Source organism: Lactiplantibacillus sp. 3062, assembly GCF_055413545.1.
Genome location: NZ_JBVAYE010000001.1, coordinates 66,891 through 79,746, shown reverse-complemented (window position 1 = coordinate 79,746; position 12,856 = coordinate 66,891). Strand labels below are relative to the sequence as shown.

Annotated in this window: 12 protein-coding genes and 1 pseudogene; all 13 read left to right on the top strand. The window is 45.9% G+C overall.

Annotated features, from left to right (window positions below; translation table 11 throughout):
* Positions 1–100: 100 nt before the first annotated feature.
* A pseudogene (locus ACWQAU_RS00340) lies at positions 101–997 on the top strand (multidrug effflux MFS transporter); the annotation flags it as partial.
* A 158-nt stretch (positions 998–1,155) separates the two neighbouring features.
* Positions 1,156–1,932: a TatD family hydrolase gene (locus ACWQAU_RS00335; RefSeq protein ID WP_003643825.1), complete on the top strand. Its 777-nt coding sequence runs from the start codon at positions 1,156–1,158 to the stop codon at positions 1,930–1,932.
* Positions 1,919–2,482: a ribonuclease M5 gene (gene rnmV, locus ACWQAU_RS00330; protein WP_011101014.1), complete on the top strand. Its 564-nt coding sequence runs from the start codon at positions 1,919–1,921 to the stop codon at positions 2,480–2,482. Before ACWQAU_RS00335 ends, rnmV begins: the two co-directional genes overlap by 14 nt.
* Complete coding sequence (gene rsmA / locus ACWQAU_RS00325) at positions 2,479–3,369, top strand: 16S rRNA (adenine(1518)-N(6)/adenine(1519)-N(6))-dimethyltransferase RsmA (RefSeq protein ID WP_003642019.1); 891 nt, start codon at positions 2,479–2,481, stop codon at positions 3,367–3,369. The genes rnmV and rsmA overlap by 4 nt, the downstream gene beginning before the upstream one ends.
* Before the next feature lie 104 nt (positions 3,370–3,473).
* Positions 3,474–3,725: a Veg family protein gene (locus ACWQAU_RS00320; protein WP_003642020.1), complete on the top strand. Its 252-nt coding sequence runs from the start codon at positions 3,474–3,476 to the stop codon at positions 3,723–3,725.
* A 132-nt stretch (positions 3,726–3,857) separates the two neighbouring features.
* Positions 3,858–4,724: a 4-(cytidine 5'-diphospho)-2-C-methyl-D-erythritol kinase gene (gene ispE / locus ACWQAU_RS00315; protein ID WP_003643828.1), complete on the top strand. Its 867-nt coding sequence runs from the start codon at positions 3,858–3,860 to the stop codon at positions 4,722–4,724.
* 309 nt (positions 4,725–5,033) lie between these two features.
* The gene (locus ACWQAU_RS00310; protein ID WP_003642022.1) at positions 5,034–5,978 is read left to right on the top strand and encodes an alpha/beta hydrolase; all 945 of its coding nucleotides are present in this window, start codon (positions 5,034–5,036) and stop codon (positions 5,976–5,978) included.
* Positions 5,979–6,246: 268 nt separating this feature from the next.
* Positions 6,247–6,945, top strand: coding sequence for a metal ABC transporter ATP-binding protein (locus ACWQAU_RS00305; RefSeq protein ID WP_003642023.1), 699 nt, complete (start codon positions 6,247–6,249; stop codon positions 6,943–6,945).
* On the top strand, positions 6,938–7,735 hold the full coding sequence (locus tag ACWQAU_RS00300; RefSeq protein ID WP_003646500.1) for a metal ABC transporter permease: 798 nt from the start codon (positions 6,938–6,940) through the stop codon (positions 7,733–7,735). Before ACWQAU_RS00305 ends, ACWQAU_RS00300 begins: the two co-directional genes overlap by 8 nt.
* A gap of 355 nt (positions 7,736–8,090) precedes the next feature.
* Entirely contained in the window at positions 8,091–8,927 is an 837-nt protein-coding gene (purR, locus tag ACWQAU_RS00295) for a pur operon repressor (RefSeq protein ID WP_003642030.1), read from the top strand.
* A gap of 68 nt (positions 8,928–8,995) precedes the next feature.
* On the top strand, positions 8,996–10,378 hold the full coding sequence (gene glmU, locus ACWQAU_RS00290; protein WP_027821489.1) for a bifunctional UDP-N-acetylglucosamine diphosphorylase/glucosamine-1-phosphate N-acetyltransferase GlmU: 1,383 nt from the start codon (positions 8,996–8,998) through the stop codon (positions 10,376–10,378).
* A 235-nt stretch (positions 10,379–10,613) separates the two neighbouring features.
* Positions 10,614–11,438 (top strand): serine hydrolase, encoded by an 825-nt coding sequence (locus ACWQAU_RS00285; RefSeq protein ID WP_011101017.1) that lies wholly within the window; start codon positions 10,614–10,616, stop codon positions 11,436–11,438.
* A gap of 365 nt (positions 11,439–11,803) precedes the next feature.
* A complete protein-coding gene (locus ACWQAU_RS00280; protein WP_003643830.1) occupies positions 11,804–12,784 on the top strand; it encodes a ribose-phosphate diphosphokinase in 981 nt (326 codons plus the stop codon).
* Positions 12,785–12,856: the final 72 nt, after the last annotated feature.

Sequence of the window (12,856 nt, the reverse complement as noted above, 5' to 3'; positions counted from 1 at the left end):
GGTGAGAACATATGAAATATGAACAGATTCTCGTATGCGTCTCCGTAGATGGAAAAGGACGTTTTTCCGAAAATTAATTAAATTTAGGAGACTTAATTAAATGAAAAACGTCCAAAAACAAGTGCCATCATTATTACTGTTAATCACATTAGTGGGTTTTCCACAAATCAGTGAATCAATTTTTACGCCGATCTTGCCAGCGCTCAGTCAGGCAATGCACGTTAGCGCCAGCCACAGCCAGCTAACCATGAGCAGTTATTTTGTGGCTTTTGCAGTTGGGGTGCTCTTCTGGGGGCAATATGCTGACTATCGCGGGCGCCGTGATGCCATGTTAGGTGGATTAGCCTTTTATTTGATTGGTAACTTAGGGTTATATCTGAGCCCGGGCTTTACTTGGTTATTGGTTTGCCGCTTGATCCAAGCTTTCGGTGCTAGTGCTGGTTCGGTTGTGACACAGACTATCATGCGTGAGAGCTTTACGGGTGTTACTGGTGCAAAAATCTTTGCGAAGGTGAGTGCGGCCATGGCACTATCACCCGCTCTCGGGCCACTCATCGGAGGTGGCGTCCAGACTGTGTTCGGCTATCAGCATGTCTTCTCGGTCTTGATCATGATAGCAGTCGTAATACTGTTGTACGCGGGGTGTTGCTTGCCAGAGACTCGACCAGAAACGGTCAAAGTGGCCTCTTGGCGGCAACAAAGCGTTGTCGTTTCACGGTTATTGCACGATCCCGTGGTCTGGTGTTACGGCCTATTGATTAGTGGTATTAATGGTATTTTGTTTAGTTATTACGCTGAAGCGCCGTTTATTTTTGAAACGCACTTCGGCTTTAGTGCTGTGCAATACGGTAGTCTCGGTTTAGTCTTAGCCGCGGCCAGTCTGCTGGGCGCGTTGCTAGTGAATTGGCTTGTCAACTATTGGTCACCAATGCAGGTCGCTTTAAGTGGCTTAGGATTGAGTTTGGTAGCGGCAGTTGGCTTGGTGATGACGGTGGTGTACGCGGGGCTGTATTGGCAGCGTGTACGTCATTGATTTTGCTTGAAAGCCTGGGGGAACCCGGGCTTTTTATTTTAGAATTACCGTCTTCTTTTCCGAAAACTTGCGTCCCATGGTAAAATCAACTAAGATAACAAAAGTCGAAAAGGGGTTATTACATGCGGATTTTTGATTCTCATACCCATTTAAATAGTGAAGAATTCATCCAGGAAGTGCCACGTTACTTACAACAAGCGGCTGACCTTGATGTTACGCGGATGGCAATCGTTGGTTCGAATACACAACTGAACGCCGATGCGATTAAACTGGCGGAAACGTATCCTCAGTTAGTCGCGATTGTTGGTTGGCACCCGGAAGATGCCAAAAACTATGATCAGGCGGCTGAAAAGTTGTTGATTGAACAAGTCCAACACCCGAAAGTCGTCGCGTTAGGTGAGATTGGGCTGGACTACCATTGGGATACGTCGCCACAAGACGTTCAGCGGCAAGTCTTTGCCCGCCAAGTCGCCATTGCTAAAGAGATGCAATTGCCAATTTCCGTGCACAATCGTGATGCTTTCGAAGATACCTATAAGATCTTGAAAGCAGCTGATATTCGTGACACGGGTGGCGTCATGCATAGCTTTAATGGTGACCCTGAGTGGCTCAAACGGTTCTTGGACTTAGGTATGCATATCTCCTATAGTGGTGTCGCATCATTTAAGAATGCGCGTGAAGTCCATGAATCCGTCAAGCAAACGCCACTAACGCAAATGCTGGTTGAAACGGATGCCCCTTATCTAACACCGGAACCATACCGGGGAAAGCAGAACGAACCCGGTTACACGCGGTACGTTGTTGAAGCAATTGCCAAGTTACGTGAAACGACGCCGGAAATTATAGCGGCCCAAACTTATCAAAATGCAGAGGAATTTTTTAAGATTGAAAAAGATTAAAGAAGTAATTGTGGTTGAAGGGAAAGATGACACGAAGCGTCTCGCCCTAGCTGTCGATGCAGATACACTTGAAACGAATGGCTCGGCGATTTCCGAAGCCACCTTAGCCCAGATCAAAACGTTGCAGGCCAGTCGCGGCGTAATCGTGTTCACCGACCCAGACTTTTCCGGTGAACGTATTCGGAAGACGATTTCGGCGGCTGTTCCGGGTGTCAAGCACGCCTTTTTGCCCCGCAAAGCTGGTGTACCAACTAAGGCTGGGGGGAGCCTGGGCGTTGAACACGCGAGCCCAGCGGCGATTCAAACTGCACTCGCCCATCTATATACGGAGCAAATCGACGAGCCCCAACAGTTGATCAGTCACCATGATTTGATTGCGGCGGGCTTACTAGCTGGTCCCACGGCGCGTCAACGACGCGAACAATTGGGTGAACGTTTAGGTATCGGATACGTCAACGGTAAACAACTGCCCAAACGGTTGCAACTATTTCAAATTCAGCCAGCTGATTTTTGGGCGGCTGTTGACCAACTAACCACAGAGGAGAAATGATGAGTAGAGATTTAGATATTGCGAATCCCGCCCGCACACGGGCAATTATGCATACGTACGGGTTACAAGTTAAGAAGAGTTTAGGACAGAATTTTTTAACTGATCAGAACGTGTTACACAACATTGTTGCCACTGCTGACATTGGAACCAATGATAACGTGATTGAAATTGGCCCTGGGATCGGGGCACTGACTGAGTATTTGGCACGGGCTGCGCACCACGTCCTGGCCTTTGAAATCGATGATCGGTTACTGCCAATTTTGGATGAGACACTAGCTGATTATGACAATGTAACGGTCGTTAACCAAGATATTTTGAAGGCCGACTTAGCCGCGATGATCAGTGAACATTTAGATAACGAGCGGCCGTTGAAGCTCGTCGCCAATTTACCGTATTATATTACAACGCCTATTCTGATGAACATTTTGGCGGGGGACGTTGCTTTTGAAAATATTGTTGTGATGATGCAAAAGGAAGTTGCCGACCGTTTGGCAGCTGAACCGGGTACGAAGGCGTATGGTGCGTTAACGATTGCTGTGCAGTACCGGATGGCTGCTGAGATGGCGATGGTCGTTCCCCGGACGGTTTTCGTGCCGTCACCGAATGTCGATTCTGCAATCGTGAAATTGACGGCATTGCCACCGCGGACACACGTGCCATTTGACGAAGCAGCTTTTTTCAAGGTCGTTAAAGCGGGCTTTGCGCACCGTCGGAAAAATCTGTGGAATAATTTGCAAAGCCTATTTGGTAAACAACCTGAGACGAAGACGGCCATTCAACAGGCTCTTGATATCGCGACAATTGATCCCAAGATTCGTGCCGAACGGTTGACGGTCGATGAATTTATTACATTGACGGATGCATTACATCAGGCTGACTTACTTTAAGTTATCTATGCTTATAAAATGGTTGCACATTAGAAAACCTTGTGATATAATATTGACTTTTTTGTGAAAAGCTAGTATAGTGTCTTTCATGAGGAGGATTCTCAATGCCAATTTCACTAGCTGCAATTAAAGATAAACTTGACTCACGGATCGGCCAACGCATGAAGGTCGTTGCCCAGGCTGGCCGTAAGAAAACAACTGAACGCCACGGTATCTTGAAAGAAACTTATCGTTCGGTGTTCGTTGTGGATTTAGATCAACAAGAAAACGCATTTGAACGGGTCTCCTACAGTTATACTGATGTTCTGACAAAGAACGTTCAAATCGCTTTTGATGATGAAACAACTGAAGCTTAATTCGCGTCTCGTGAATTCTCAATATTAAGACCCCCAAGCAAGGTCTTTTTATTTTGCCTTGATATTAGTATAATTGTATCAAAGTAAGTCAGCGACCCCGGGTAATCGCGGTCATGGAAGAGGGTGAGACGCGTGCAGATCGTTGAAAAAGCACCGGCCAAAATCAATTTAGGACTGGATACCTTATTTGAACATCCAAATGGGGATAAAGAGTGGGACATGGTGATGACGTCGGTCGATCTGGCCGACTATGTCATGTTAGAATCATTGCATACGAACCGAATCGAAGTGGTCACCGATAGTGGCTTTTTGCCGAATGATCGCCGTAACTTAGCTTTTCAAGCGGTGAGCGTTTTAAAACGGTATTGTCATGTTGATCGGGGTGTCCGTATCAAAATAAGAAAGGCCATTCCGGTAGCGGCTGGTCTAGGAGGCGGCTCATCTGATGCCGCCGCTGTTTTACGGGGCTTGAACCGGATGTGGAATCTCCACTTGGACTTAGCCACGTTAGCACGTTTGGGATTGCAAGTAGATTCAGATGTGCCATACTGTGTCTACAGTCAGACGGCCCACGTGACGGGAAAAGGCGATGTAGTCACCCCGCTACCTAAGTTGCCGCCGATGTGGATTATTCTAGCGAAGCCGAAAGTCAGTGTGTCAACGCCAAATATTTTGCGGCAGGTCAATTACGAGCGCATCGACCAGCATCCCAATATTGAGGCCTTGTTGGCTGGTATTCAACAGCAGGATTTCGCGGAGATTTTTGCGAATATGGGCAACGTTTTAGAGCCAATCACGGCAAAACGCTACCCCGAGATTTTACAGATCAAGCGGCAATTGTTAACGTTTGGGGCGGATGCGGCCCAGATGAGCGGCACCGGACCAACTGTGTTCGGTGTGTGTCGCAAACAATCGCGGGCGCAACGCGTGTATAATTCCTTGAAGGGTTTTTGTCGGGAAGTATACCTTGTGCGGCCGGTTAATTTAAATGAACATTAGACCGCAGTAGTCCGCCGTGATGGTGGGCTTTTTTTATTGGTACGGGCTTAGGTGAGCCGAGTCTCTAATTTACTGCTACGCTTAAACGGTAGCGCTGAGCCATTTGTCATCACGACCTGTGTCCAGCCAGAGATGGTGTAGCAGTGCAATTGGCACCGGAATGCGAGTAGCCGCGGCTTTGCTTGCAGGTTGACACACGAAGATGGTCGTTGCCTTCAACGCATCATAGGTTATTCGGACAACGTAATCTCTTTTTGTAAGCAATTTATGCGCGTTTATGATTAAATAAGGAGTAACGGAGGTGTTCGGATGAAGCAGTCGACAAAATTTGGATTGAAATTGGCGGGCGTCATTGGTGCTGCAACTTATGCGGGAACGTTACTTGGTGGCTTAGCGGCGTATCAAGTCGCGATGCACGTGAGTGACGCACAGAAGCAGCAGGGCCGCGAACGTTCGCGGGCAGAAAACACTGAAATTGAGAATTTTTGGTATTTCAAGCAGCCTAAACAGCAGTGGATGATCCAGTCCTTTGATGGGCTGAACTTAGTGGCAACATATATCCCTAATCCGAAAACAATTGGCCGCTTGGCGATTTTGGCGCATGGTCTAGGACATTCGCGCGAACAAATGATTCCGTATGCGCGCATCTTTATGAGCTTGGGGTATGACGTTTTAATGCCTGATGCCCGGTCATTTGGTGATAGTCAAGGCCATACGATTGGTTATGGTTGGCTAGACCGACTAGATTATGAACGTTGGATTACGATGGCGCTTAGTCAATTAGGTCTGGATATTGACATCGTATTGATGGGAATTTCGATGGGGGCCGCCACGGTCATGGCGACTAGTGGTGAGCCGTTACCGGAGAATGTTAAAGCTATTGTGGAGGATAGCGGTTATGCGGATCTTTATGATGAAGCGAAGTTCAGACTGACTCATAAGTTCCACTTGCCAGCCTATCCGATTATGCCGGTGGCGAATCGCTTAGCACACGTTCGCGCGGGCTATGGGTTTAAGGATGGCCGGATTCTGCAACGGGTGATTGATGGCGGGTTACCGATCTTGATGATTCATGGTTCCAAGGATCAGACGGTGCCTGTTCGCAATGCACATACCTTGTACGACCAGTTGCCACAACAAAAGGGCCTGTATATCGACCCCGATGCTGGTCACGTTGAAGCCATCCGAACGCACCCGGATCGCTATCAAGAAGTGTTGGATGAATTCTTACATGAGCAGGCGGGGTTGGCTTAAGCCCCCTTAAATTAAAGTAATGATAAACATGAATTGACCGTGTTTTACCGGCTTAACGGTAAAAACGGTCTTTTTTTTGCAATCTCGTCTTAGTGACAAGCGCATTCAACTAGTGGTCAAGGTGTTATTTGATTAGGCCCCCGATGATTGCCATGGCTGGTAATGATTGCGGCATTTTGAGCTCAGGTATTGACAAATCACCGCATTCAGGTAAACTAAAATAGTAATCATTACGATTTACTTTAATTTAGAAAGTTGGGGTAGTGTTATGACGGAACCGTTAATTGCCGTCCAACACCTTGGAATTGGCTTTCCAAACAACCAGGTGTTTAAAGATTTGAATTTTAACATTGAACAAGGTGACTTTTTGACCGTGATTGGTGAAAATGGGGTGGGGAAGACCACTTTAATTCGCGCCTTGCTTGGCATGCTGAAGCCAACAGCCGGTCAAATTAAGTATTATCCGAATAAAAAAGCCATTAAAATTGGCTATGTGCCCCAATTTCGCAACTTAGACCAGGAGTATCCGTTAACGATTGAGGACTTTGTCGGGCTGAACCTAAAAGGGTGGCAGCCGTGGCTGTCTCGAGCTGAACATCGTCAGGTAGCGACAGCATTAGCCGTGACCAATTTGAAGAAACTCCGTCAGCGACCGCTTGGGATGGCTTCTGGTGGTGAAAAGCAGCGGGCTTACTTAGCACAAGCAATTGTGCAACAACCGCAGCTATTAATTTTAGACGAATCGACGGCTAGTCTGGACAATGAAATGAAGTATGAATTGTTGGACCTCGTTCAGAACTTAAACCAAACTAGCAACATTACCGTCTTCTTTGTGACGCACGACTTGCCATTAGCGAAGCAATACGCCAAACATTATCTGGCCTTAAAGCCCGGCCACCAGCAATTTGGCAATATCGCTGATATGTCGGTAGAGCAATTAAAGGAGGCCACTAATGTCAATGTTTAGCTTAGTATTTATGCGAAATGCCTACTTAGCAGGAACCTTTATTGCAATTATTTGTGGGACGATTGGCGTTTTCGTGATTGCCCGGAACCTCTCATTTCTGACACACACACTGTCTGAAATTGGGTTTGCCGGTGCAGCCTTCGGGATTTTTATGGGCTGGACCGCGTTGAGTGGGATGCTGATTTTTACCGTGATTAGTTCGGTCATCGTGGGGCAGATGAGTGTGAAACAATCACGACGCGAAGCCTCGATTTCTGCAATTTCCGCTCTGTTTATCGGCTTAGGGATTCTATTCCTGTCGTTATCTAATCAAACTTCGAGTTATGCGACGAGCATCCTGTTTGGGAGTGTGATTGGGATTGCCAGTGCGGATGTCATCCGGGTCGCAATCTTATCGGCCATCGTCCTACTCGTGATGTTGGGCTTGTACCGGCCACTCAAATTTGATTCCTTCGATGCGATTGGCGCCCGGGTGAGCGGCTTATGGACGACCGGCATCTCAGTGGTCTTCTTGGTACTCGTTGCGATGAGCGTCAGCGTGGCTGCCCAAATTGTGGGGTCATTACTGATCTTTATCTTACTCACGTTACCAGCAGCGGCAGCGCGATACTTTGTCCATACGGTTAGCAAGATGATTTTTCTAGCGATTGGTTTCGCGTTGATTGGGGTTTGGCTGGGGCTGTACTTGAGTTACGTCACGAATTTACCAGTCAGTTTCTTCATCGCTGCAATCGAGTGTATCTTCTACTTTGCCGCGCTGGGTTATCAGCGGTTGCGCGTTGGTAGTTAAGCTGTTGATACCGTTACTGATAATCAAAAAAATTGTGTGGGGCAGTTATCTGACTGTCACTGATAAGCAAGCTTTCAAGTGGTTAACTACTTCTTGAAAGCTTTTTTGTTGTACCGACTGAGTTGTACATCCGTTGCTGTTATTTATGGGTGATTTTGATGACTGATTTGGTCCATTCTAGTTTATTGTTCTCAAATTCGTCCATTATTAGGTGTACTGACCAGAATATTGGCAAACATATTAAGAAATTCCGATGGTTTAGTAAAAAAATGTGAAAAAATTAGCTTATTTCCGAACGTTTGTGTTATCATTTTGCATAGACTTTAAAAATGAGATTTAGGTTGAGGTGGAAGTTATGAAAGTACGTAGAAGCGAACGTTTAATAGATATGACGCGCTATTTGTTGGAACGTCCCCATACATTAGTTTCATTGACATACTTCGCGGAACGGTACGCATCCGCAAAGTCGTCAATCAGTGAAGATTTAACGATTTTGAAGAAAGTATTTCAGGCTCGGGGAACAGGAATCTTGGAAACCATTCCCGGTGCTGCTGGTGGTGCGCGGTTTATTCCTTATATTTTAAAGGAAGAGGCCCAAGAATTTATTGACGAGATGACCACCAAGGTTGCCGACAAGAGTCGGGTGTTACCGGGTGGCTATGTTTATTTATCTGATATTTTAGGCCAACCAGATATTTTGCGCCAAGTGGGTCGGGTGATTGCGACTCAGTACTTGAATCAAAAAATCGACGCTGTTATGACCGTTGCAACTAAAGGAATTCCGATTGCCCAAAGTGTTGCGACTTATTTAAATGTGCCGTTTGTGATTGTCCGCAATGATTCTAAAATTACGGAAGGCTCGACCGTTAGTGTGAACTATGTCTCGGGTTCTTCAGAACGGATCAAGAAGATGGAACTTTCTAAGCGAAGCCTAACGGAAGGCGCCAACGTGCTCATCGTGGATGATTTCATGAAGGGCGGCGGCACAATCAACGGGATGAAGACCTTGATTGAAGAATTTGATGCTAATTTAATTGGCATCACCGTTTTTGCCGAAGCCAGTTTTGTTGGCAATCGTTTAATCGATGACTACACGTCGTTATTACGAGTAACCAACGTGAGTGATAGTGACAAGGCGATTAAAGTCGTTGCTGGTAACTATTTGGAGAAGGTTTTCGGTGCGGAAGTCTAGCCTGGTGTGTTATCCAGACCAGTTTTTTGATATGATGGACTTATCTGAGGACTAAGGAGTAATTTGTAATGACAACCAAAAATGCAATCATCATGGCCGCTGGTAAAGGGACCCGGATGAAATCCAAGCTAGTCAAAGTATTACATCAGGTCTGTGGCAAATCTATGGTCGACCACGTCTTGACCCAAGTTGAAGCCACCCACATAGCAAATATCGTGACCATTGTAGGCCACGGTGCCAAAGATGTGGAAGCAGCCTTAGGCGACCGAACTGAGTACGCGGTTCAAACGGAACAATTAGGAACCGGTCACGCAGTATTACAAGCCGAATCGCTCTTAAAAGATGCGGATGGGATGACGCTGATCGTCAGTGGCGACACACCCTTATTTAAAGCTGAAACTTTTGAAGAATTATTTGAATATCATCAAGCTAAGGGTGCTGCTGGCACGATTTTAACGTCCAAGGCACCTAATCCTCAAGGCTACGGCCGGGTTGTTCGCAATCGGTTAGGCATCGTTGAAAAGATTGTAGAACAAAAGGATGCGACTAAGGAAGAACAAGAAATTCATGAAATTAACACGGGGGTCTACTGCTTCGATAATCAGAAGTTGTTTGCCGCCTTACATGAAGTGACCAACGATAATGCACAGGGCGAATATTATTTGACTGACGTGATTCAGATCATGAAGAATCAGGGTGATGTGGTCGCCGCCTATCAAATGGATGATTTTGATGAATCAATGGGGGTAAATACCCGTGCAGCTCTAGCCCAAGCGACTAAAGTGATGCAACAACGGATCAACGCGCAGCATATGGAAAATGGAGTTTCAATTATCAACCCTGACGATACCTATATTGATGCGGGCGTTAAGATTGGTGCTGATACGATTATTGAACCAGGCGTCTTGATCAAGGGCCATACGACAATTGGTGAAGATTGCTTCATCGGCGCGCACTCCGAGATCCATGACATGGTGATTGAAGATCGTGTTCGGGTGACGGCTTCCTTCTTGGAAGATTCCATCATGCACGCTGACAGCAACATTGGCCCGTATAGCCATTTGCGGCCGCAAGCTGAGATTGGTGAACACGTCCATCTTGGTAACTTTGTCGAAGTCAAGAAGGCTAAGATCGGTAATCGGACCAAGGTCGGCCATTTGACTTATGTTGGTGACGCAACGTTAGGTCAAGATATTAACGTTGGTTGTGGCGTGGTCTTCGTTAACTATGACGGAGTCAACAAGCACCACACGAATGTCGGCGATTCCGCCTTTATTGGTAGTAACTCGAACATCATTGCGCCAGTTGAAGTGGCTGACCACTCGTTTATCGCGGCTGGTTCGACCATTACTGATGATGTTAACTTCCATGATATGGCAATTGCCCGGGCACGTCAGACGAACAAGCCCGACTTCTGGGGCCGTTTACCACATGAACCAGAAAACATGTAATTATTATCATTGATAATTGAATTCAGAGACCATCCAAGTGCGTTGTTGCTGGGATGGTCTTTTTTTGTTAGCTCATCGGCGTGACTTGTGGTGTAATAAGGGCTATTTAGCTGCTAAATAGGATAAAGTTGATTTGACTGTGTCAGTTCAGGGCAACTGAGTGATTTTAATTAAGTCACGGAATTGGTATAATTGGCGAGGAGTTTACGGGACGGGGAAGTTTGGAGGCATTTGGATGCAGACGAAGAAGTGGATTCGCGGCCTTGTTTGTGGTCTGGCATTGCTTGGCGGTTGGAGCTTGGCATTACCAGTACACGCAACTAGTGTTAAAAGTGAGCAAACAGCCGTTAAAAAAATCGCGCAACGGGATTTGAAATCGCTGGGTGGGCGCTGGTCGGTCAAGGTGACCCGATTAGGTCGACGAAAACTAACCGTGCAAACGGGAAATCAGCGCATGACTCGTCAACGTTCTGCTAGTACGATCAAAGTTTATGTGATGCTGACGATTTATCGACGGGTCCAACAACGAAAGTTACGGCTAACACAGCAAGATCAAAATGATTTGAAATTAATGATTCATAATTCCGATAATAGCGCGGCTAACCGGTTAATCAAACGTGCGGGGGGCTTCAGGGGCGTTAATGCGGCCATTAAGCATTATCGATTCAAGCAGACGGTTTTACAACGGTATATGCTTGATACGAATGCGCTACGCTGGGGACGCGATAATTACACGTCGGTGGCTGATCTAACTCGTTTTTTAACGCTGACATATCAACATAAGTTATTAGGTAAGACGTATGATAAGAAGATGCTGACCTTACTTAAGGGCTGTCGCAACCACAGCAAGCTACCATACTTAGTTAAACACGTCACGGTCTATAATAAAACTGGTGAATATCCCGATAAGGGTGTCCAAAACGACGCGGCCATTTTTAAGACCAAACAAGGCACTTATAGCATTGTCGTCATGGCCCAGAATGGCAAGCAGTACCAACAATATCAAGGGATGAATCGCTTGGGGCGCGATGTCGTGACTTATTTAAATCAGCACCACTAAGTGTGTTTAGATAACTGAACAGTCTAGTAGATTCCTGTTCGTCAGCCGGTGTGCGCTCTATTCCGACTTCTAGTACTGGCTACTTTTGAACGCGAGAAACGGCAGCGGTCAAGTACCAACTAAGACAATAACTAGTGCAATGCGTGTGTCAGTACCAATTACAACTGATAGCGGTCTCATTAACTAAGATTGTTCGGTAATCGGGGCTCACGAAACTTTAATCTTTAATCACGAAGGGGCTTAGATTGCCGAAAGTCGTGCTTCCAGCCCAGTCTCACGCAATTTTGCCTTGTTGTTGGGACTTGATTTTCACTAGCAAAATGCCTATTATTTAGTAAGTAATAAATTTTCGAATGGAGGAAATTATGTCAGAACAGTATTTTGATCCAAAGTTAAAAATCTTTGCTTTGAATTCAAATAAACCATTGGCAGAAAAAATCGCGGACGCCGTTGGGGTTAAGTTGGGTAAGACTTCGGTCGATCGCTTTAGTGATGGCGAAATTCGCATTAACATTGAGGAAAGTATTCGTGGTGATCAAGTTTATATCATTCAATCAACTTCCGCTCCCGTTAATGACAATTTGATGGAACTATTGATCATGATTGACGCCCTACGTCGCGCGAGTGCTAAGACCATTAACGTGGTTATTCCTTATTACGGATATGCGCGTCAAGATCGGAAAGCACGTTCTCGCGAACCAATTACTGCTAAGTTAGTTGCAAACATGCTGGAAACAGCCGGTGCAACACGGATTTTGGCACTCGATCTTCATGCTGCCCAAATTCAAGGCTTCTTCGATATTCCGTTGGATCACTTGATGGGTGCGCCACTGTTAGCTGACTACTTCCTGAACCACCACTTGGATGAAAATGCTGTGGTTGTTTCACCTGACCATGGTGGTGTGACTCGGGCACGTAAATTAGCTGAATTCTTGAAGGCACCAATCGCGATTATTGATAAGCGTCGACCACGGGCCAACGTTGCCGAAGTTATGAATATTATCGGTGATGTCAAGGGTAAGCGGGCCATCATGATCGATGATATGATCGATACGGCTGGGACGATTACTTTAGGTGCACAGGCACTGGTTGATGCGGGAGCAACTGAAGTTTACGCCAGTTGTACGCATCCAGTTCTGTCTGGTCCTGCCATCGAACGGATTGAAAAGTCACCAATTAAGAAATTAGTTGTGACGGATTCAATTGAATTACCAGCTGCTAAGCGAATCGATAAGATCGAACAAGTTTCAGTTGGTCAATTAATGGGTCAAGCAATCAAGTTTATCCATGAAAATAAACCAGTTAGTCCATTATTTAAGAATCGTTTCCATAACGAAGAAAATTAATTGACGAAGCGTCAAATTGGCAATTGCTGATTTGACGCTTTTTAAGTTGCAGTAATTTCTAAAAGTGATAGA

Coding starts and splice junctions, on each gene's coding strand:
- ACWQAU_RS00300 (WP_003646500.1), top strand. CDS start 6,938: ATGTTTAGCTTAGTATTTATGCGAAATGCCTACTTAGCAGGAACCTTT.
- ACWQAU_RS00285 (WP_011101017.1), top strand. CDS start 10,614: ATGCAGACGAAGAAGTGGATTCGCGGCCTTGTTTGTGGTCTGGCATTG.
- ACWQAU_RS00335 (WP_003643825.1), top strand. CDS start 1,156: ATGCGGATTTTTGATTCTCATACCCATTTAAATAGTGAAGAATTCATC.
- ACWQAU_RS00310 (WP_003642022.1), top strand. CDS start 5,034: ATGAAGCAGTCGACAAAATTTGGATTGAAATTGGCGGGCGTCATTGGT.
- purR (WP_003642030.1), top strand. CDS start 8,091: ATGAAAGTACGTAGAAGCGAACGTTTAATAGATATGACGCGCTATTTG.
- ACWQAU_RS00305 (WP_003642023.1), top strand. CDS start 6,247: ATGACGGAACCGTTAATTGCCGTCCAACACCTTGGAATTGGCTTTCCA.
- glmU (WP_027821489.1), top strand. CDS start 8,996: ATGACAACCAAAAATGCAATCATCATGGCCGCTGGTAAAGGGACCCGG.
- rsmA (WP_003642019.1), top strand. CDS start 2,479: ATGATGAGTAGAGATTTAGATATTGCGAATCCCGCCCGCACACGGGCA.
- ACWQAU_RS00320 (WP_003642020.1), top strand. CDS start 3,474: ATGCCAATTTCACTAGCTGCAATTAAAGATAAACTTGACTCACGGATC.
- ACWQAU_RS00280 (WP_003643830.1), top strand. CDS start 11,804: ATGTCAGAACAGTATTTTGATCCAAAGTTAAAAATCTTTGCTTTGAAT.